18 protein-coding genes are annotated in these 20957 nt (G+C 72.6%); 8 read left to right on the plus strand and 10 right to left on the minus strand.

Going from position 1 to position 20957, the window contains the following annotated elements:
• Positions 1–147 precede the first annotated feature (147 nt).
• On the plus strand, positions 148–1146 hold the full coding sequence (locus ACF1A1_RS28075) for an RNA polymerase sigma factor RpoD/SigA (protein ID WP_392003784.1): 999 nt from the start codon (positions 148–150) through the stop codon (positions 1144–1146).
• 776 nt (positions 1147–1922) lie between these two features.
• A complete protein-coding gene (locus tag ACF1A1_RS28080) occupies positions 1923–2774 on the plus strand; it encodes a TetR/AcrR family transcriptional regulator (protein WP_392003976.1) in 852 nt (283 codons plus the stop codon).
• A gap of 64 nt (positions 2775–2838) precedes the next feature.
• Here ACF1A1_RS28080 and ACF1A1_RS28085 read toward each other — a convergent pair whose 3' ends face one another.
• On the minus strand, positions 2839–3810 hold the full coding sequence (locus tag ACF1A1_RS28085; protein WP_392003785.1) for a helix-turn-helix transcriptional regulator: 972 nt from the start codon (positions 3808–3810) through the stop codon (positions 2839–2841).
• A 63-nt stretch (positions 3811–3873) separates the two neighbouring features.
• Here ACF1A1_RS28085 and ACF1A1_RS28090 point away from each other — a divergent pair, with 63 nt between their 5' ends.
• The 5 genes from ACF1A1_RS28090 to ACF1A1_RS28110 all read left to right on the plus strand — a co-directional run bounded on the left by ACF1A1_RS28090 (position 3874) and on the right by ACF1A1_RS28110 (position 10667).
• Positions 3874–5430: an MFS transporter gene (locus ACF1A1_RS28090; RefSeq protein ID WP_392003786.1), complete on the plus strand. Its 1557-nt coding sequence runs from the start codon at positions 3874–3876 to the stop codon at positions 5428–5430.
• Between the two features lie 535 nt (positions 5431–5965).
• A complete protein-coding gene (locus tag ACF1A1_RS28095; RefSeq protein WP_392003787.1) occupies positions 5966–6727 on the plus strand; it encodes a DeoR/GlpR family DNA-binding transcription regulator in 762 nt (253 codons plus the stop codon).
• Complete coding sequence (gene pfkB, locus ACF1A1_RS28100; protein ID WP_392003788.1) at positions 6724–7671, plus strand: 1-phosphofructokinase; 948 nt, start codon at positions 6724–6726, stop codon at positions 7669–7671. The genes ACF1A1_RS28095 and pfkB overlap by 4 nt, the downstream gene beginning before the upstream one ends.
• Before the next feature lie 328 nt (positions 7672–7999).
• Positions 8000–10141 carry a fructose-specific PTS transporter subunit EIIC gene (locus ACF1A1_RS28105; RefSeq protein ID WP_392003789.1) on the plus strand — a complete coding sequence of 714 codons (2142 nt, stop codon included), beginning with the start codon at positions 8000–8002 and terminating at the stop codon, positions 10139–10141.
• Positions 10142–10364: 223 nt separating this feature from the next.
• Complete coding sequence (locus tag ACF1A1_RS28110) at positions 10365–10667, plus strand: hypothetical protein (protein ID WP_392003790.1); 303 nt, start codon at positions 10365–10367, stop codon at positions 10665–10667.
• 33 nt (positions 10668–10700) lie between these two features.
• Here ACF1A1_RS28110 and ACF1A1_RS28115 read toward each other — a convergent pair whose 3' ends face one another.
• The 3 genes from ACF1A1_RS28115 to ACF1A1_RS28125 all read right to left on the minus strand — a co-directional run bounded on the left by ACF1A1_RS28115 (position 10701) and on the right by ACF1A1_RS28125 (position 14146).
• Positions 10701–11447 carry a DUF6227 family protein gene (locus ACF1A1_RS28115; RefSeq protein ID WP_392003791.1) on the minus strand — a complete coding sequence of 249 codons (747 nt, stop codon included), beginning with the start codon at positions 11445–11447 and terminating at the stop codon, positions 10701–10703.
• Positions 11448–11819: 372 nt separating this feature from the next.
• A complete protein-coding gene (locus ACF1A1_RS28120) occupies positions 11820–12848 on the minus strand; it encodes a P1 family peptidase (protein ID WP_392003792.1) in 1029 nt (342 codons plus the stop codon).
• Between the two features lie 41 nt (positions 12849–12889).
• Entirely contained in the window at positions 12890–14146 is a 1257-nt protein-coding gene (locus ACF1A1_RS28125) for a low temperature requirement protein A (protein WP_392003793.1), read from the minus strand.
• 218 nt (positions 14147–14364) lie between these two features.
• On the opposite strand from ACF1A1_RS28125, the gene ACF1A1_RS28130 reads away from it, so the two are divergent.
• On the plus strand, positions 14365–14547 hold the full coding sequence (locus ACF1A1_RS28130; protein WP_392003794.1) for a hypothetical protein: 183 nt from the start codon (positions 14365–14367) through the stop codon (positions 14545–14547).
• Positions 14548–14680: 133 nt separating this feature from the next.
• Here the strand turns inward: ACF1A1_RS28130 and mscL are convergent, their stop codons facing one another.
• The 6 genes from mscL to ACF1A1_RS28160 all read right to left on the minus strand — a co-directional run bounded on the left by mscL (position 14681) and on the right by ACF1A1_RS28160 (position 20824).
• Entirely contained in the window at positions 14681–15154 is a 474-nt protein-coding gene (mscL, locus tag ACF1A1_RS28135) for a large conductance mechanosensitive channel protein MscL (RefSeq protein ID WP_392003795.1), read from the minus strand.
• Between the two features lie 138 nt (positions 15155–15292).
• Positions 15293–16021: a hypothetical protein gene (locus tag ACF1A1_RS28140; RefSeq protein ID WP_392003977.1), complete on the minus strand. Its 729-nt coding sequence runs from the start codon at positions 16019–16021 to the stop codon at positions 15293–15295.
• Positions 16022–16334: 313 nt separating this feature from the next.
• The gene (locus tag ACF1A1_RS28145) at positions 16335–17168 is read right to left on the minus strand and encodes an S-methyl-5'-thioadenosine phosphorylase (protein WP_392003796.1); all 834 of its coding nucleotides are present in this window, start codon (positions 17166–17168) and stop codon (positions 16335–16337) included.
• Between the two features lie 142 nt (positions 17169–17310).
• Positions 17311–17631 carry an FmdB family zinc ribbon protein gene (locus ACF1A1_RS28150; protein WP_392003797.1) on the minus strand — a complete coding sequence of 107 codons (321 nt, stop codon included), beginning with the start codon at positions 17629–17631 and terminating at the stop codon, positions 17311–17313.
• Positions 17632–17698: 67 nt separating this feature from the next.
• Positions 17699–18991, minus strand: coding sequence for an MFS transporter (locus ACF1A1_RS28155; RefSeq protein WP_392003798.1), 1293 nt, complete (start codon positions 18989–18991; stop codon positions 17699–17701).
• A gap of 279 nt (positions 18992–19270) precedes the next feature.
• On the minus strand, positions 19271–20824 hold the full coding sequence (locus ACF1A1_RS28160) for a potassium/proton antiporter (protein ID WP_392003799.1): 1554 nt from the start codon (positions 20822–20824) through the stop codon (positions 19271–19273).
• Positions 20825–20957: the final 133 nt, after the last annotated feature.

Consider the following 20957-nt stretch of genomic DNA (forward strand, 5'->3'; position numbering starts at 1 on the left):
GCTGGGAATTCTGTCCTGATTCCAGTCGTTGTTTCCATCGGATGCAGGGCACCCGAGGAGAGTCCCGGTGAGAGTCCCGGGAGGACCCGAGTAGTGGCCCGGTGTCCACGGACCACCCGCTGACCCCACCATCGCAAGGGAGCACGCATGGCAACCCGTGCCGTCGCCCGTCGTAAGTCCGCCACCGGCGAGACGGCCGACGCGGCAAGCAGCGCTCGCGTCCACGGCGGCGAAATCGCCGACCGCGATCTGGTCGGCATGTACCTCGACGAGATCGCGCGCACACCACTGCTCGACGCCGCCAAGGAAGTCGAGCTGTCGCAGATCATCGAGGCGGGTGTGTTCGCGCGGCAGGTCCTCGACGGATTCGAGGAGTCCAAGGCGGACGCCTCCCGTGAGGAGCTCGAGGCGATCGTCGCCGAGGGGGAGCGCGCCAAGGACGTCTTCATCCGTTCCAACCTCCGCCTGGTCGTCGCGGTCGCCCGCCGCTACCCCCGCAGCGGACTGCCCCTGCTGGACCTCATCCAGGAGGGCAACGCCGGCCTGGTCCGCGCGGTCGAGAAGTTCGACTACCGCAAGGGCTTCAAGTTCTCCACGTACGCAACCTGGTGGATCCGCCAGGCCATCACCCGCTCGATAGCGGACCAGTCGCGCACGATCCGGCTGCCCGTCCACCTGGTGGAGGAGCTCGGCCGTATCCGCCGCGTCCAGCGCGAGTTCAACCGCGAGCACGGCCGCGACCCGGAGCCCGCCGAGATCGCCGCCGAGCTCGGCTCCACGCCGGAGCGCGTCATCGACGTGCTCGACTGGGCCCGCGACCCGGTCTCCCTGAACATGGCGGTCGACGACGAGGGCGAGACCCAGTTCGGCGACCTGCTCGAGGACACCTCCGCGGTCTCCCCGGAGCAGTCCGTCCTCACGCTGCTGCGCAGCGAGGAACTGGACGGCCTGATCGACCGCCTCGACCCGCGCACCGCCTCGATCATCAAGATGCGGTACGGCATCGAGGACGGCCGGGAGCGCACGCTGACCGAGGTCGGCAAGGAGCACGGTCTCACGCGGGAGCGGATCCGGCAGATCGAGAAGCACGCGTTGCTGGAGCTGAAGAAGCTGGCCCGGGACACCGGGTTCGAGGCGGCGGCCTAGGAGTGCGGCCCCGCCGGGTCGACGACGCGGCGGCATGGTGCTGTCGGGGCCCATGCCACCGGCGTACGCCGGGTGGCGGAAGTCCGCGCAAACATGGCGGTACAACGCCGCTTCAACCGGCAGGACCGGGGGAACAAGACTTCAGGGCACGGGAGTTCGGGCGCACCGAACCCCGCAGCCTTCGCGAGAGCTCTGTTCCGGTAGCACCCCCGTCCCACCCAGGAACCGCTCCGAACCACCCCGAGCCAAGTCCCGACGCACTCCCCCCGGCGCCGGGACTCTCCCCGAGCCGGGCTTCGGTGCCTCTCCCCCCAGGCGCCGGGGCCCGGCTCCTTCGTTGGCCCCCTCCCTCTACGGCGCGGTGAGGGGCGCGGGCGCGGTTGTACTTCCGGCGGATGGTGGCCCCCGTTTGAGTGGGGACCTGGTGGTGCGTGCCTGGACGAGGTGAGGGGCGGGGCTGGGCGGCCGGTGCGGAGGCGGTGCTGTACGGCGTGCGGAGGCGGCGTTGTACGGCGGTGCGGAGGCGCGCTGTACGGCGTGCGGAGGCGGTGCCGTGTGGTCGGCGGGCGCCGGTCGTCGGTGCGCGGGCATGCTGAGTGGGCGGGTCACCCCGTACCTGAACCCCGGGGTGGCCCGCCCGGATGGCAGATTGTGCCACATGGGCATAGCCTGCCGGTGTGACCAGCTCCACCCCAGTGCCGCCGCCCTCCCCCGGAAACCCGGCCGCTTCGCCCGTCCCGACCTCGCTGACCGAGCGGCGTAAAGCGGCGACCAGGATGGAGATCGCCCGGGCGGCGGCCCGCCTCTTCGTGAGCCGTGGCCCGAGGGCCACCCGCGCGGAGGACATCGCCCAGGCCGCCGGTGTCGCCCCGCGCACCTTCTACCGGTACTTCGCCACCAAGGAGGAGGCCGTCGCCCCCCTGTACGCGGCGGGCGCCCAGCGCTGGGCGGAGGCGGTACGCGACGCCCCGGCGGAACTGCCGCTGCCGGCGGCGCTGGAGCACGCCGTACGGCACACCCTGACGCCCGGCGCCGCGGTCTCGGGTGCCTCCTGGGAGTGGGTCCGCACCCTGATCCGCCTGGCGATGAGCAACCCCGCCCTGCACAGGATCTGGGCCGAGGTCTGCCATGCGTCGGAGGGCGCCCTCGCGGAGATTCTCTCGGGGCGGGGGGACGGGGTGGCGTCGACGCGGGAGGGGGCGGGGTCGTCTCGGGCCTTCGAGGCGGCGGAGTCTGATGCGGAGTTGGAGGCTGGGGCGGAGTCCGATGCGCAGTCGGGGTTGGGGTCGGGGCCGGGGTCGGAGCCGGAGCCGGAGGCCGAGCTGAAGTCCGAGTCGCCGCCCGAGAGCGAGCTCGACAACGTTGCCGAGCCGACCGCTCCCGCGCCCACCTCCCCGCCCACGGCCACGTCCACCCCCGCAGTCACCCCCACGTCCACCCCCATCCCCACTCCCCACGAACGCTTCACGGCGGCGGTCGCGAGTGCCGCCGTCAGGGTGGCCGTGGAGAGCTGGGCCATGACGGACAACCCGCCGCACGGCCCCAAGGGGCCGGCCGAGTTGGCGCTGCGGAATCTCGAGGCGTTGCGGGGCTTCCGGTGGGCGGAGGGGGAGCGGGAGGGCGCTTAGCGGGCGTCGGGTCCCGCACGTCGTGGCCGGACCCGCGGCCCTGGTCAGGCGCCCGCGGCCCTGGTCAGGCGTCCGCGGCCCTGGTCAGGCGTCCGCCCAACCGCCGTACGTACTCGACCAGTTCACCCGGGCCCTGGACCGAGAACTCGCACCCCACCATCGCCAGCCGCACCGCCAGCCACTCCACCGGATCACCGGTGACTCCGCGCAGCGAACAGCCCTCCGCGCCGCCCTCCGTCTCCACCGGCCGCCCGAACCACGCCGGCAACCGCCCCGCCACGAACTCCGCCGACGCGGCGAACGTGACCTCGAACTCGTAGGTCTCCTGCTGCCGTTGGATGGACTGCCGCAGGTACTCCGCCGCGTCCCCCCGCGGCACCTCGCGCGGCGTGAACCGTGCCCCGGTGGCGAAGGGCTCGCGGACCCGGTCGACGCGGAAGGTCCGCCAGTCCTCCCGTTCGAGGTCGTACGCGACGAGGTACCACCGGCGTCCCGTCGACACCAGCCGGTACGGCTCGGTCAGCCGCCGTGACTCCGTGCCGTCCTTCGCCCGGTAGGCGAACCGCAGCCGCTCCCGACCGGCCACCGTCGATGCCATGACGGTCAGCGTCTCGGGCGCGATGCTCGCCCCGTCTCCGCTGGTCAGCGGTGTGGTCGCGGCCTGGAGTGTGGAGACGCGGTGGCGCAGCCGGGACGGCAGCACCTGTTCCAGCTTCGCCAGCGCGCGCACCGACGCCTCGTCCACGCCCTCCACCGCGTGTCCGGCGCCCGCCCGCAGTCCGACCGCGATCGCCACCGCTTCCTCGTCGTCGAGGACGAGCGGCGGCATGGCCTTGCCCGCGACCAGCCGGTAGCCGCCGTCCGAGCCCTTGGTCGCCTGCACGGGATACCCCAGTTCGCGCAGCCGGTCGATGTCCCGCCGGACCGTGCGGCGGGAGACCCCGAGCCGGTCGGCGAGCTCGCCGCCGGGCCACTCGCGGGGCGTCTGGAGGAGGGAGAGGAGGTTCAGCAGCCGTTTGGGAGTGTCCGTCGTCATGCCTTCGAGGATGCCCGACCAATAGGACACGATCTGACCTAGTGCACTCCTAACGTACCGGGCATGACCTCCACCGAGACCACGCCCACGCCCGCTTCCGGGCCCACCGCGGGTGAGAATTCCAAGATCACCGCAGGTGAGAAAGCGGGGGACCGCCGTCGCTGGTTCGCCCTCGCGATCGTGATGACCGCGGCCTTCATGGACCTCGTCGACGTCACGATCGTCAACATCGCGATCCCGTCCATCCGGCGGGACGCCGGAGCCTCCTTCAGCCAGATCCAGTGGATCACCGCCGGATACGCCCTCGCCTTCGCCGCGGGGCTCATCACCGGTGGCCGCCTCGGCGACATCCACGGGCGCAAGCGGCTGTTCCTCGTCGGCATCGGCGGCTTCACCCTCGCCTCCGCGCTGTGCGGCTTCGCCGTGAACCCGGAGATGCTGGTCGCCTCGCGCATCCTGCAGGGTGGCATGGCGGCGCTGATGGTGCCGCAGGTGCTGTCGATCGTGCACGCCACCTTCCCGGCGCACGAGCGGGGGAAGGTGTTCGGGCTCTTCGGCGCGATCGTGGGGCTGGGCGCGGTCTCCGGGCCGCTGCTCGGTGCGTTGCTGACGGAGTGGAACCTGTTCGGGCTGGAGTGGCGGCCCATCTTCCTCATCAACCTGCCCGTCGGTGTCGCGGGTCTGATCCTCGGCAGCCGCTTCATCACCGAGTCCCGCGCGCCGAAGGCGCTCAAGCTGGACATCGTCGGCGTCGCGTTCGTGACGCTGGGTCTGCTGATGCTGCTCTACCCGCTCACCCGAGGCCGCGAGCTGGGCTGGCCGTTGTGGGGGTACGTCTCGATGGCCGGCGCGTTCGGTGTCTTCGGGGCACTCGTGGCGTACGAACGGCGCAAGGGCGCGCGGGACGGCTCGCCACTGATCGAGCTCTCCCTCTTCCGGGTGAAGAGCTTCGCGGCCGGTATCGCGGTGCAGACGGTCTTCGGTATCGGCCTCGGCATTTTCTTCCTGGTCTGGACGATGTACATGCAGGACGGGCTCGGGTGGAGCGCGCTGCGCGCCGGGCTGACCGGGATCCCGTTCTCGCTCGCGGTCTCGACGGCCGCCGGGCTGTCGGTGCAGAAGCTGGTGCCGCGCTTCGGACGCAAGGTGCTCCAGGCGGGCGCCCTGACCATGGCCGTCGGCGTCCTGCTCTACATCTGGGAGTCCGAGCGGTACGGCCTCGGCATCGCCCCCTGGCAGATGGCGCTGCCGCTGGTCGTGATGGGCGTCGGGATGGGCCTGATCGTCGCCCCGCTGACGGACGCGGTGCTGTCGGAGGTGCCGCGCGCGCACGCCGGTTCGGCGTCCGGGCTCATCAACACCGTGCAGCAGATGGGCAACGCGCTCGGCCTCGGCCTGGTGTCCGTCGTCTTCTTCGGGCGCGTCGGTGACGGGTTGAGGCCGGCCGAGGTGGGGCCGGAGTTCGCGGATGCCTTCCAGTACGCGCTGGGGTGGGTGGCCGCGGTGATGGGCGCCATCTTCCTGCTGATGTTCGCCCTGCCGAAGCGGCCGGCACAGCATGTGGAGGGGGCGGAGGAGGAGCCTCCGACGCGACAGCGGGAGCCGGAACTGGTGGGCTGACCGGCGGCGGCCTTGGGCTGACCGGCGCCCACTGCGCAGGCCGACCGCCGCCCACCACAGGCTGACCGTCGCCCTCACAGGGCCGACCGTCGCCCACCGACGAAGAGCCCACCACCGAGATTGAAAGGCCCGCGGGACTACCGAAGAGCCCGCCACCGGACGGCCGACGGCCCCGCTCCTGGACCACCGATGGGCCCACCCCCGGACCACCGATGGGCCCACCCCCGGACCACCGATGGGCCCACCCCCGGACCACCGATGGGCCCACCCCCGGACCACCGAAGGGCCCACCCCCGGACCACCGAAGGGCCCACCCCCGGACCACCGAAGGGCCAGCCCTCGGACCACCGATGGGCCCCCCGGACCACCGAAGGGCCCGGCACCGCCACAGGTGCCGGGCCCTTCGGCCTGCCCGAACAGGGTCGGAAGTCCGTTCATGCCCGGATTGAGCTCGAACCTGTTTACTTTCCGGACATCCGGGCGTAGCCTCCGCAGTGAAACCACAAGTTCGGGCATCGGTCGGAGGCAAACGGACATGTACGCACCGGAGCGGCAGCAGGAGATCCTGCGGCTCGCCCGTGACGGCGGCCGGGTGGACGTCGTGTCGCTGGCCGAGGAGTTCCAGGTGACGGCGGAGACCATCCGCCGCGACCTGAAGGCCCTCGACCGCGCCGGCCTCGTCCGCCGCGTGCACGGCGGTGCCATACCGGTCGGACGCCTCGACTTCGAGCCGGACCTCGCGGAACGCGAGAGCACCTCCGCCGACGAGAAGGACCGCATCGCCAAGGCGGCCCTCGCCGAGGTGCCGACCGAGGGCACGATGATCCTCGACGCCGGTACGACGGTCGCCCGCATGGCCGCCGCCCTCCCGCTGGAGGCCTCGCTCACCGCCGTCACGCACTCCCTGCCCATCGCGGCCCGCCTCGCGGACCACCCCGGCATGCAGCTCCACCTCGTCGGGGGGCGGGTACGCCACCGTACGCGCGCCGCCGTGGACGCCTGGGCACTGCGTGCCTACGGCGAGATCCGCGCCGACGTCCTCTTCGTCGCCGCCAACGGCTTCTCCGCCGAGCACGGTCTGACCACCCCCGACCTCGCCGAGGCCGCGGTCAAGCGGGCGGCGATCTCCGCCGCCCGCCGCGTGGTGCTGCTCGCCGACTCCTCCAAGCACGGCCAGGAGCACTTCGCCCGCTTCGGTGACCTGAGCGACGTGGACCTGCTGATCACCGACAGCGGGCTGAGCCCCGACGACGCGGCCGCCATCGAGCGCGGCGGCACGGAAGTAGTGCGCGCATGATCCTCACCGTCACCCCCAACCCGTCCCTGGACCGCACCTACGAGGTCCCGTCGCTGGAGCGCGGCGAGGTCATCCGCGCCACCGGCGAACGCATGGACCCCGGCGGCAAGGGCGTCAACGTCTCGCGCGCCGTCGCGGCCGCCGGACGGCGCACGGTCGCCGTCCTGCCCCTGGGCGGTGCGCCGGGCGCGCTCGTCGCCGACCTGCTCGACGCGCAGGGCATCGAGGTCGCGCCGGTCCCGGTCGCCGGGGCCACCCGCTCGAACATCGCGCTCGCGGAGTCCGACGGGGTGCTCACGAAGATCAACGCTCCGGGGCCCGAGCTGACGGCCGCCGAGCAGGAACTGCTGCTGGAGACGGTGCGCGAGCAGTCGCGGGACGCGGACTGGATCGCGTGCTGCGGCAGCCTTCCCCGGGGGCTCGCGCCGTCCTGGTACGCCGATGTGGTCGCGCGGGCGCACGCCGGCGGCGCGCGGATCGCGCTGGACACCTCGGGGCGTGCGCTGCTCGAAGCGCTGCGCGAGCGGCCCGACGTGGTGAAGCCGAACGCCGAGGAGCTCGCGGAGGCCGTCGGGCGCCCCCTGGCGACCGTGGGCGACGCGGTGAAGGCGGCCGAGGAACTGCGCGAGATGGGTGCGCGCGCCGTGCTCGCGAGCCTGGGCGCCGACGGGCAGCTCCTGGTGGAGGACTCGGGTACCTGGTTCGCCTCCGCGCGGGTCGACGTCGTCCGCAGCAACGTGGGAGCGGGTGACTCATCCCTCGCGGGCTTCCTCATCGCCGGCGGCAGCGGCCCGCAGGCGCTGGCCTCCGCCGTCGCGCACGGCGCGGCAGCCGTCCAGCTGCCCGGCAGCGTGATGCCGACCCCGGCCGACCTGGACCCGGCGGCGGTGACGGTCACGGACCGGGTGCCGGTAGACCGCGAACTGAAGGAGCCGGTGTCATGACCTTCCTGGTACTCCCCGACATGCTCACCGCACCGGGTCCCACCGCACCGGACGTCACCGCACCGGACGTCACCTCACCGGACGTCACCGCACCGGGTCTCACCGCACCGGACCCCACGTCACCGGACCGCGAGCGGCGAGGCTCCCCGTTACTCGCCGCGCAGGATGGCCGGCAGGGCAGCCTGAGCCGCTCTGCCGGCCGGCGGAGGCGGGGTTTCCCCGGCCCCGCCTCCGCCACACCCGCGTTCCCGGCAATCCCCCACTGCACCCCCGTCCCCTCCCCCGCCCACCCCACACTCCGGGCGATATGCGTGCGAAGGAGCCCGCGATGAGTGACATGATCACCGCGGATCTGGTCGACCTCGACCTGTCCGCCGAGACCAAGGAAGCGGCGGCGCGATCCCTCGCCGAGCGCATGGTGGCCCAGGGCCGGGTGACCGACCTGGAGGGCTTCCTCGCCGACGTGGCCGCCCGTGAGGCCCAGATGCCGACCGGCCTCGACGGCGGCATCGGCATCCCGCACTGCCGCAGCGAGCACGTCACCGAGCCGACGCTCGCCTTCGGGCGCAGCGCCGCCGGGATCGACTTCGGCGCCGCGGACGGCCCCGCCGACCTGATCTTCCTGATCGCCGCCCCCGCGGGCGCCGACGACGCCCACCTCACGATCCTGTCGTCGCTGGCCCGCCAGCTGATGAACGCCGACTTCACCTCCGCGCTGCGGTCCGTGCGGGACGCGGGGGCCGCGGCGGCGCTGATCCGCGGGGACGAGGCGCCCGCCGAGGGCGCGCAAGGTGCGCAGGGTGCGCAGGGCGCCTCCGGGAGCCCGAGCGGCGCCTCCGACGGCGCGAAGGCCGCCGCGAGCGCCACCGAAGACACCGCCGTGGCGTCGGGGGCGGCCTCCTCCGACGCCACGGCGGCAGACACGACGCCCGCGCCGGCCGCCGGCACCACCGCCGGCTCCGGCGAGCGCCCCTTCCGTATCGTCGCCGTCACCTCCTGCCCGACCGGCATCGCCCACACCTACATGGCGGCCGAGTCCCTGGAGAACGCCGGCCGCGAGGCGGGCGTCGAACTGGTCGTCGAGACGCAGGGCTCGGCCGGCTTCGCCCGGCTCGACCCGGCCGTCATCGCCGCGGCGGACGGCGTGATCTTCGCCCACGACGTCCCCGTACGCGACAAGGACCGCTTCGCCGGCAAGCCCACCGTCGACGTCGGCGTGAAGGCGGGCATCAACCGTCCCGCCGAGCTGATCACCGAGGTGCGCGGCAGGGCCGAGCGCGGGGAGGTCACCGCCGGGTCCGCGCCGGGCACGCCGGTCGACCGCGCGGGCGAGTCCGGCGAGGGCTACGGCACCAAGCTCCGCAAGTGGCTGATGTCCGGCGTCAGCTACATGGTTCCGTTCGTCGCCGCGGGCGGTCTGCTCATCGCCCTCGGCTTCGCGATCGGCGGCTACGAGATCAACAAGGCGCCGTCGGTCATGGAGCACTTCGTGTGGAGCCAGACCGACAGCTGGGCCGCGCTGCTCTTCCAGATCGGTGTGGTCTCCTTCGGCTTCCTGGTCCCCGTCCTGGCCGGCTACATCGCGTACGGCATGGCGGACCGGCCCGGAATCGTCCCCGGCTTCGTCGGCGGCGCGATCTCCGTCACCATCAACGCGGGCTTCCTCGGCGGCCTGGCGGCCGGTCTGATCGCCGGTGGCGTGGTGATGGCGATCCAGAAGGTCAACATCCCGGCGGCCCTGCGCGGCATCATGCCGGTGGTGGTGATCCCGCTGGTCTCCTCGGCGATCGTCGGGTTCCTGATGTTCGTCGTGATCGGCAAGCCCATCGCCGAGGCGCAGAAGGCCCTGACCGACGGGCTGAACGGCCTCACCGGCACCAACGCCGTCCTCCTCGGCGCCCTGCTCGGCCTGATGATGTGCTTCGACCTCGGCGGCCCCGTCAACAAGGTCGCGTACACCTTCGCCACGGCGGGCATCGCGGTCGCCACCCCGAGCGACTCCGCGATGAAGATCATGGCCGCGGTGATGGCGGCCGGCATGGTCCCGCCGCTGGCGATGGCCCTGGCCACCACCGTGCGCGGCAAGCTCTTCACCCAGACCGAGCGGGAGAACGGCAAGGCCGCCTGGGTCCTGGGCGCCTCCTTCATCTCCGAGGGCGCGATCCCGTTCGCCGCGGCCGACCCGCTGCGTGTGATCCCCTCCTCGATGGTGGGTGGAGCGGTCACCGGCGCCCTGTCGATGGCCTTCGGCGCCACGCTGCGCGCGCCGCACGGCGGCATCTTCGTGGTCCCGCTGATCGGCAACGCCTTCCTGTACCTGGTCGCCATCGCGGCGGGCGTGTGCGTGACGACGGCCCTGGTCGTCGTCCTCAAGGGTCTGCGCAAGCCGGCCGCCGGCGCCACGGCGCCCGGGACGGGGAAGGGTGCGGCCGCCACGGCGGCGGAGCGGAAGCAGCCGGTGGCCGCGTAACGGGCCGTTTCTGCCGGAGCGGCCGGTCGTATCCCCGCGGGACGGGGCGCGACCGGCCGCTCGTCCTTTCCCCGCGGGACGGGGCTGCGACCGGCCGCCCGCCCTTCCCGGCCCCTCGTCCTTCTTCTCGCCCTTTTCGCAAGGATTCACAGGACTTGTGCCGCATGCGATGTACGTCACGGTCCGGGGTCAAAGACCCGGACCGTGATGTCTACTGTTCCGCATGTCCGAGCACCTCTCGACCCCCCGACTGGCGGGTGCGGTCGCCCTCGCCCTGGCCTGCGCCGCCTCGCTGATCGGCGTGACCCGCGTCCGGCGCCGCAGCCGTCGCGACGCCGGCGCGCGGGGCTTCGGGGAGGGGTTCGCGTCCGACTCCGGGGCCGGCTCCTTCCGGGCCTTGCGCGGTGTGCTTCCCGCCCTCCCGCGCCAGCGGCAGGCCGGCCCGCACGTGGAGGCCGTGCGCCTGACCCCGGCGGAGCGGGCCGCCTTCGCGTGCCTCGTACGCCGGCTCAGCGGCGGACGCTGAGCGCACGCCCACCGGCGTGCTCCGGGGCGGCCGTCAGGAGACCTGGGCCGCCCGCCGTTCCATCGCCTCCCGGGCCGCGTCCTCCGACGGATACACCTCGCACATGTGCCGCCCGTCGGGCGTCGCCGTGTGCTCGACCTCCCACAGGGAGATCTCCCGGCCGTCACGGAGCAGGAACGCGTGCTCGTAGAGGGCGAATCCCAGACCGATGCGCCCCGCCCGGCACGGCCGCCCGAAGGCCTGCGTGATCTGGTGCGCGAACGCCGTCCTCAGCAGTGTGGCCGTGTCCGCGCCGGGCCGGTCGGCGTTCTCCGCGCGGCGCAGGAGCCGGCGGGCGTGGTCCGCCGAGTCGTCCGGCACGTACACATGCCGTGGCGCGGGGACCGGCGACAGCTGCACGAACACCGGCAGTTCGAAGTCGGGCGCGTCCGGCGGCAGCGGCAACCGGGCCGTGGCGGCGCGCAGCTCCTCCTCGTCGACGTACACCTCGTGCTGCGGCTCGCTGTCCGGCTCGGGGTTGTGGACGAGTTCCCACAGGGTCAGCGCGGAGCCGTCGGCCAGCAGCCAGGTGTGCCGGTAGGTCTCGCGGTGCAGCCCCGCGCTGTGGTGCGCGGAGTGCAGCGAGCTGTCGTGCGCGAGCGCGCAGTCGAGCCGCCTTATCGTGTCGTCGGGCAGCTCGAACGAGTTCAGGGCGCGACCGAGGAGCCGCGCGAGGTGCTCCTCCGGAGTCTCGGGCGACTCGGCTGGTTCGTGCGCTGCCGTCTCGTACGGAACGCTCAAGGTTTCTCCCGGCGTTGCTGCATGTCACCTTGTGGGTGCATACCGTAGCCCCTCGGTCGGACATCATGTCCGGGATCCGAGAAAACGTACGTCGGGAAAACGCGGGGGCCGCGCGAGATGTTCCCGCACGGGCCGATGATCCGTCAGAAACCGCCGGTCAACGGCCGCTCCCGCCGAAACGGCCGGACCCGCTCCCGCCGAAACGGCCGGACCCGCTCCCGCCCGCGCCGACGGAGCCGCAGCGCCTCACGGCGTACCGTCCGCCCCGTCGGACGGCGCTCCCGCCGATCCACGCGCTCCACGCCGCGTTCCCCCCTGTTGATCACCTGGCGGAACCGGGGCAATCACCCACGCGGTGCCCGCTCGCGGCCGCTATCTCCCGCCGTACAACTCCGTGTACGACGGCCACACCCCGCCCACGGCCTCCACCGACTCCGCGGCGCGCACGGCCCGTACGATCGCGCGGGTCACCAGGTCCGCGCCCGCCGCGAGGACGTCGTTCAGCGCCAGCGGGTGCTCGGGGGTGAGCGGGCGAGTGCCCGTCGCCAGCGCGAACACCGTGTCCCCGTCGTGAAGCAGGTGCACCGGCCGTACCGCGCGTGCGATGCCGTCGTGCGCGGTGCCCGCCAGCTTCTGCGCCTGCGCCTTCGTCAGGTCCGCGTCGGTTGCCACCACCGCGAGCGTCGTGTTGAGAGGAGCGGGCGCGTTCTTCGCGGCGCTCTCCGCCAGGCGCCGGAGGGCGCTGTCGTGCACGCGCGCCTCCGGGTACTCCACACGCCCCTGGAACATCTCCCCGTACAGCACTCCCGTGCCGGGATCCGTCACCGACCCCACCGCGTTCGCCACGACCAGCGCGGCCACCGTGATCCCGGAGTCGAGCACCGTGGCGGCGGTGCCCACCCCGCCCTTCATCGCCCCGACCGCGGCGCCCGTCCCGGCGCCCACGCAGCCCTCCGGCACGCGCGCGCCGGGCTCGCTCGCCGCGGCCGCCTCGACCGCCGCCCGGCCGGTGGCCGCGTCCGGGCGGGCCCGGAAGTCGCCACCGCGGCCCAGGTCGAAGACGCAGGCGGCCGGCACCACCGGCACGACGTGCGCCGGAGCCGGACCGACCGGCACCCCGCGCCCCCGCTCCTCCAGCCAGGCCATCACCCCGGACGCCGCGTCGAGCCCGTAGGCGCTGCCACCGGTCAGCACGATCGCGTCGATCCGCTGCACCACGTTGCGCGGGTCGAGGGCGTCGGTCTCCTTCGTGCCGGGGCCGCCGCCCCGCACGTCCACGGCGGCGACCGCCCCGCCCTCCGGCGCGAGGACGACCGTGGTGCCGGTGAGCCAACCGTCGCCGGTGCGCGTGGCGTGGCCCACCCGCACACCGGGGACGTCCGTCAGAGCGTCAACTGTCATGGCAGCCAGTCTCACCCAGCGCGCCGCGCGGCCGGCGGGACTTACCCCGCCGCGTCCGAAGCCCGCTGCGCGCTCGCACGTGCGGCCCGGCGCGCCGTCAGCGTCGTCCCGGTCGCCACCGACAGTGCCGACACCAGGCCGGCCGCGAGGACGGCCCACTCGCCCAGGAAGGTGCAGCAGATCACCAGCAGCGCGGTGACCGGCAGGACGAGCTGCTGGGTCAGGCCCACCTTGAAGTGGCGCGCGTGCAGCGCCCACACGGTGAGCAGGTACAGCGCCGTCGGCAGGGTCACCGCCGCCGACGCGGCGAGCGTGGACAGATGCGCCTTGCCGACCGCCTGCTCGACGGCCACCTCCAGGCCCGCGCCGATCGCCGCCGCCGAAGCGAAGACGACGTAGTGGCCGTAGCCCCACACGAACGCCTCCCGGCTGGAGCGCAGATGCCCGTGGATCGGCACCACGAAGTAGATCCACCAGGCGGCGAAGATGATCAGCAGCCCGCCCGCGGCGATCGGCAGCAGCTCGTCCAGCGCCTGGTTCTCCTCGAAGCCGGACTTCACGGCGACCGTGGCCGCGGCGATCGTCTCGCCGAGCACGATGATCGTGAACAGCCCGTAGCGCTCCGCGATGTGGTGCGGGTGCCAGGCGGTCGGGCGGTCCTTCTCGGCGTAGACCGGCACGCACATCTCCAGCAGGGCCATCACCAGGAACAGCCACGCCCTGCCGCCCTCGGGCAGGAGCAACAGCCCCACCCAGCCGATCTGGCAGAGCACGACACCACCGGCGTACCGCAGTGCCATGGCCCTCTCCGGGCCCTCGCTCGACCGCGCGGCACGCAGCCACTGCGCGGTCATGGCGAACCGCATGATGAGGTAGCCCAGCCAGACGGCCAGGAAGTCGTGCTCCTCGAACGCCGGGGACACCCCCGCCGCGAGGACCAGGACGCCGGCGATCTGGATCAGCGTGACGACCCGGTAGAGGACGTCGTCGTTGTCGTACGCCGAGGCGAACCACGTGAAGTTCATCCACGCCCACCAGATGGCGAAGAAGACCATCGCGTAGTTGATGAGCCCCTCGCCCGTGTGGGACTCCGCCACGGAGTGCACCAGTTGGATGCCCGCCTGGGCGACGGCCACGACGAAGCAGAGGTCGAAGAAGAGCTCGAGCGGCGTGGCGGCCCGGTGGACATCTGCGCGCCCGCGCGCGGTGAGTCTGCGTACGGGTCTCGCGTGGGCGGGCGTGCCGGAGGGGGAGGGCGGGGGAGTGGAGGAGGGTGGGGGAGTGGGGCTGCTCGTCATGGGTCCCAGCACAGCAGATGACCGCCGGGAAACCTTGCCGGACAGTGCACGGGAATCCCAGGTCAGACCCTGGGCATGGGCTGGCGTCCGGCCACCGCCGGGCCCTTCGGGCGGCGATCGGGGGAGCCCCGGCGGCGTCGGCCCCGGGGTCGACGCCGTGGTCGACGCCGTGGCCGGCGCCCCCGGGGCCGTACCCGCGGGGGCCGTACCCTGGAGGCATGAGTACCCCCTCCGCCCCCGAGCCGCGTGAGCCGAAGGCCGCGCTGATCTTCGACGACCCGTTGGACCAGCAGTCCTCGGACGACACGGACAGCGGGTGGGGCGAGCGTCCGGCGGCCGGCGCCGACAGCGCGGCCGACCTCAAGCGCTTCCTCGACGAGAAGCCGCCCCACCACCTCTGAACCTGCCGGCCAAGAGGCGGCAGAATCCGTCGGGCAAGAGGCGGCAGCACCCGTCGGGGAAGAGGCGGCAGAAGCCATCGCGCAAGAGGCGGCTGAACCCGCGCCGCCCGCAGGGCGGTCCGGAGAGGGCCCGTTACGGCTCGTTGTGACCCGCGCCCCGCTGGGCGACCAGCGCGTCGCGGATCTCCTTGAGCACCTCCAGCTCGGTCACCTCGATGACCTCGTGCGCGCCCTCCCGCGCCTTCCGGCGCTCCTCCTGCCTCGCCAGGTACCTGGACATGGGCAGCACCATCAGGAAATAGACCACCGCCGCGGTGATCACGAAGGTGAGCGTGGCGCCCAGGACGGAGCCCCACAGGATCCGGACACCCGTCGCGGCGTCGCCCGTGCCGGTGCAGGGACCTTTGAGGCAGGAGCTGTAGCTGTCCAGGTTCTTGGTGCCGAACGCGCCGACCAGCGGGTTGATGATTCCCTTCACCACCGCGTTGACGATGTTCGTGAAGGCCGCGCCGATCACCACCGCGACTGCCAGATCGACGACGTTCCCGCGCATCAGGAAGGCCTTGAAGCCCTGCAAGACGCTCGGTTCCTTCTTGTTCTCGCTCACCTCGGGGACACTCCTCGCATGCGCAGGTGGTGGAACGGACAGTTCCGCAACCTACGTCGGGGCGAGACCGAGGCGTCCGAGTGGACAGCCCGACCCAGGGACTCGACAGCACGCCGCGCAGGAAGCGGACAACGAAGCTCACCATAGGGTCACCGCCAGACGGCCCGTCGCACCGGCTCCCACCAGGCGTGCGGCGGTCGACCGGGGCACCGACAGCACGACCAGCGCGCCCCCGTCGACCGCACCGGCCAGGTGGTCCATGCCGCTCGTGCCGTCCATGCCGTCCATCCCGTCCGAGCCGCCCGTGCCGCCCGAGGCGGTCGCCGTGAGCGTCCCGTCCAGCGGTTCCGGCACCCTCGTCACGAGCGCCCTGCGCGCGACGACATGGGCCTCGCCGCCCGTGGCCGTCTGCTCGGCGGCGATGACGTCGACCCGGTCACCGGGCCGCAACAGCCGTACGGTGGCCGCGTCGGTGATCCGCACCGGCGCCTCGACGGTCTCGACTGCGGGGCGTCGGCGTACGGGATCGCCTGTCGACGACCCTGCGCGCGCCTGGGCCTGGGTGTCCTCACCGGGGTGCCCGCGGGCACGGTCGGCGTCCCCCGGTCCCCGTCCGGCCGCCACGAACGCGGCAGCGGTGACGACGAGGCCGAGTGCCAGGGCACGCCTGCGGCTGCGGACGAGCCGCCGCAGCCGATACCGCCCGCCGCGTACGCGCACGGGAGCGAACGGCGGCACCTCGCACGTGGCCGGGACGTCCGCGCCCGGCGGACGCGGGGCGGACGGGAAGACGAAGGGAGAGACGGAAGGGCGAGAGGCGGAAGGGCGAGAGGCAGAAGGGCGAAAGACGGAAGGAGTGGACGGGATGGGCGGGGGAGAGGGAGGCACGGAGTCACCACCTGCGACGAGGGATCGGCTTGCGAAGCCACGATGGGCCTTCTCGCCGCCGCCCGCAGGAGCAGGTGGACTACCAACAGGTTGTGGACAACTCCCTCACCCGAATGATGAGTTCCGCCTCCTAACCCTCATCTCCGAACCCGCATCTCCTCCGAACCCGCATCTCCTCCGAATCCCGTCTCGGCACCCGTCGGCACCCCAGCTCCGCATCCCCTCCCGGCATCGCCATCCCCGCGCCGCCATCCCGGCGCCCCCATCCCCGCGCCCCCACCTCCGGCCCCCGTTACGGCAGGGCGAACCCCGGATCCATCCCGCCCAGCGCGTTCGTGCACAGGCAGTCCCGTTCAGCCGTCGTGGGCAGTGCGGCCACCGCGTCGAAGAGCACGCCCCGCAGCCGGTCGACGTTGGCCGAGAACACCCGCAGCACCTCCTCGTGCGAGACGCCCTCGCCGGTCTCGGCGCCCGCGTCCAGGTCGGTGACCAGCGTCAACGACGCGTAGCACAACTCCAGTTCGCGGGCGAGCGCCGCCTCCGGGTGGCCCGTCATGCCCACCACCGACCAGCCCTGGGCCTGGTGCCACAGCGATTCGGCACGGGTCGAGAACCGCGGGCCCTCGATCACGACCAGCGTCCCGCCGTCCACCGGCTCCCAGTCCCGGCCGCGCGCCGCCTTCAGCGCTGCCGCGCGCCCGGCGGGGCAGTAGGGGTCGGCCAGCGACACGTGCACCACGTTGGGCAGTGAACCGTCGGGCAGCGGCAGCCCGTCGAAGTACGTCCCGGCCCGTGACTTCGTCCGGTCGACCAGCTGATCCGGCACGAGCAGCGTGCCGGGCCCGTACTCGGGACGCAGGCCGCCCACCGCGCACGGTCCGAGGACCTGCCGCACCCCGACCGAGCGCAGAGCCCACAGGTTGGCCCGGTAGTTGATGCGGTGGGGCGGCAGATGGTGGCCGCGTCCGTGCCGGGGCAGGAAGGCCACCCGCCGGCCGGCGATCTCGCCGAGGAAGAGGGAGTCGCTGGGCGGTCCGTACGGGGTGTCCACCTGGATCTCGGTCACGTCGTCGAGGAACGAGTAGAAGCCCGAGCCGCCGATTACGCCGATCTCTGCGTTCGCCATGACCAGCACAGTAGCCGGAATCGAACACGCGCTGGTCCCGGCTTCGCGAAGGCGGGAGGACACTCCGCGACGCCGAGGACCCCGGCGTCGTACGACACCGGGACCCCGACGTCGTACGACGTCGGGGTCCCGGGAAAGAGCCTTACGCGGCGGAGGTGCCGGCCGAGGTGCTGGAGCTCGACGACTTCGTGTCCGAGGACGACGAGGACGACGACGAGGTCGAGGCCGACGAAGCAGACGAGGACGTCGACGACGAGGACGACGCCGGCGAGCTGCTTGACGAGGAGCCGCGGCTGTCGTTGCGGTAGAAGCCGGAGCCCTTGAAGACGATGCCGACCGCGGAGAACACCTTCTTGAGGCGGCCACCGCAGCTGGGGCACTCGGTCAGGGCGTCGTCGGTGAACTTCTGCACCGCCTCGAGGCCCTCGCCGCACTCGGTGCACTGGTACTGGTAGGTCGGCACTGTCTTCCTCCTGGCACTCTCACTCAATGAGTGCTAACGACGATCCATACTGACGTATTCCGGAGCATCAGTCCACTGCCACCGGCACGCGGTGACCGACGCCACGTGCGACGGTACGGCCTCGGGACCCCGCCATCAGCCGGGAGCGCAGGGCCACCAGGGTCGCCAGGGCCAGGACGGTGCCGCCCATCGGCACCAGGAACCCGGCGCCGCCCCAGAGGCGGTCCTCCAGTTGTCCGGCGACCGTCACGGCCGCCGCCTGGCCGAGCGCCACCGCGCCGGTCAGCCAGGTGAACGCCTCGGTCCGCGCCCCGGCCGGGACCAGGCTCTCGACCAGCGTGTAGCCGGTGATCAGCGCGGGCGCGATGCACATGCCGACCAGGAGGCCGAGGCCGGCCAGGACGAGCACCGAGTGGGCGGCCCACAGGCCGGAGGCTGCCAGCGCCAGCGCGGCGTACCCGGCGACGAGGCGGTGCTGCGGGGCCGCCTTCCAGGCGATGGCGCCGCAGACCAGGCCGGAGATCATGTTGCCCGCGGCGAACGTCCCGTACAGGACGCCGTTCAGACCGGGCTCGCCGATCGACTCGGTGAACGCGGCCAGCGACACCTGCATGCCGCCGAAGACGGAGCCGATGCCCAGGAACGTCACGATCAGCACGCGCACGCCGGGGACGCTCAGGGCCGAGGTGCGCTCCACGCGCGCGTGCCCGGCGCCGGCGACGGGCGGCTGTGTGCTCTTCCGTGCCGCGAACAGCAGGCCGCCGAGCAGGGTCAGCGAGGCCTCGGTCACCAGGCCGGCGGCCGGGTTCACGGTGGTGCACAGGGCGGTCGCCAGCAGCGGGCCGACGACGAAGGTCAGCTCGTCGGTGACAGACTCGAAGGCCGCCGCGGTGGTCATCAGGGGCGAGCCCTTGAGCGCCACGCCCCAGCGGGCGCGGACCATCGGCCCGATCTGCGGGACCGAGGCGCCCGTGGGCACGGCCGCCGCGAACAGCGCCCACAGGGGGGCGTCGGCCAGTGCGAGGGCCGTGAGGGTGAGACCCGACAGCGCGTGCAGGAGCACGCCGGGGATCAGCACCGCCCGCTGACCGTAGCGGTCCGCGAGACGCCCGCTGTAGGGCGCGCACAGTGCCATGGAGACGCCGGTGACGGCCGCGGCGGCGCCCGCCGCGCCGTAGGAGCCGGTGGTGTGCTGCACGAGCAGCACGATGGAGAGGGTGAGCATCGCGAACGGCTGGCGCGCCGCGAAGCCGGGCAGCAGGAACGTCCATGCGCCGCGGGTGCGCAGCAGCTGCCCGTATCCCGGGCGGGAGGACGCCGGCGATTCCTTCGCCGGCTCGGAGGTGACCGTGGACGCCACGGCCCGTGCCTTTCTGCCGCCTGGTAGCGCGGCCCCTTGGTGCGTCGTCCGGGGGCGCCGAGAGCTGTCCTCTTGCGCGTACTGCGGTAGATACCGGCGCCCACTGCGGGGGCGTCGCGGCCGCCATACGGTCGCGCCAGCTCTGCGTCAGGCAGAGTTGGTTCGATCAACGTGCGCCTTCATCGTACAGGGATCGCCACCCACTGGGCCTGTGAAAACGAGCACCACGGGGCCGGTCACCTGTGAATGAGGGCCGTGTGAACGGTAGGAAACACGCACTTAACGCCCGTTGCCGTTCATGCCGAGCCAGCCGGCCAGCTTGCCGCCGCGTCCCACGGCGCGCAGGCGTCGTTCGGCCGCGTCGCGCACGGGGTCGGTGGCGACGACGAGGAGTTCGTCGCCGCGCCGCAGCACCGTCGTCGGCAGCGGGACGAACGAGGTGCCGTCGCGGACGACGAGGGTGACGGCGGCCCCCGCGGGCAGGCGCAGCTCGTTGATCTCGACGCCGTGCATCTTCGAGCCCTCGGGGATCGCGACGGACAGCAGGTGTCCGCGCAGCCGCTCCAGGGGCGCCGACTCGATGCCGAGGTCGGCGGCCTCGGTGTCCTTGCCCAGGTGGAGCCTGCGGGCCAGCCAGGGGAGCGTCGGTCCCTGGATCAGGGTGTAGGCGACGACCAGGATGAAGACGATGTTGAAGATCCGGCGGCTGGCCTCGACGCCCTCCACCATGGGGATCGTGGCCAGGATGATCGGTACGGCTCCGCGCAGTCCGGCCCAGGACATCAGCGTCTGCTCCTGCCACGACACCCGGAACGGCGTCAGGCAGAGCACGACGCTGAGCGGGCGCGCCACCATGGTCAGCACCAGTCCGATGACGAGCGCGGGCCACACGTCCTCGATCAGCTCGTGCGGGGTGACCAGCAGGCCGAGCAGGACGAACATGCCGATCTGGGCGATCCAGCCGAGCCCGTCGGCGAACCCGCGCGTGGCGGGCCAGTGCGGCAGCTTCGCGTTGCCCATGATCATGGACGCCAGGTAGACGGCCAGGAAGCCGCTGCCGTGTGCCAGCGCGCCCGCCGCGTACGCCGTGACCGCGATGGCCATGACGGCGATCGGGTAGAGGCCGGAGGCGGGCAGCGCGACGTGGCGCAGGCCCCAGGAGCCCAGCCAGCCCACCGCGAGGCCGACGGCGGCGCCGATGGCCAGCTCCAGCGCGATCTCGCCCAGCAGCAGGTACCAGTGCTCGACGGGGCCCGCGGCGGAGAAGGCGACGACCAGGATGACCACGGGGGCGTCGTTGAAGCCGGACTCGGCCTCCAGTGTGCCCGTCACGCGCGCGGGCAGGGGGATCTTGCGCAGGACGGAGAAGACCGCCGCCGCGTCCGTCGAGGACACCACCGCGCCGACGATGAGCGCCTGCCGCCACTCCAGCCCGACCAGGTAGTGCGCGCTCGCCGCCGTGACTCCGACGCTCACCGCGACCCCGGCCAGCGCCAGCGTGGAGGCGGCCGGCAGGACCGGCCTGACCTCCTTCCACTTCGTGCCCAGGCCGCCCTCGGCCAGGATCACCACCAGGGCCGCGTATCCGATGACCTGGGTCAGTTCGGCGTTGTCGAAGTGGATGTCGCCGATGCCGTCCTGGCCCATGAGGACGCCGATGCCCAGGTAGACGAGCAGGCTGGGGAGCCCGCTGCGCGAGGAGATCCGGACCGCCGCGACGGCGACGAGCAGGACGAGCGAGCAGACGAGCAGGAGCTGGTTGAGGTGGTGGACAGTCAGCGGCGGTTCCCTTTTCCTGGCGCACGCTCCGCGCGCGCGGGTGCACATGTACATGGGACACGAAGCGGCACACTCCGCACCCAACTACTTCGTTACCTTACCTAACTCTTGACGATTTCTTGACGTTCACCGAGGCAAGATCGAAGCTCCCTCCGTGCTGGTTGCCGACTCCGCGTCAAGTGCCGCG

Source organism: Streptomyces sp. NPDC014995, from assembly GCF_043080745.1.
Lineage (GTDB): Bacteria > Actinomycetota > Actinomycetes > Streptomycetales > Streptomycetaceae > Streptomyces.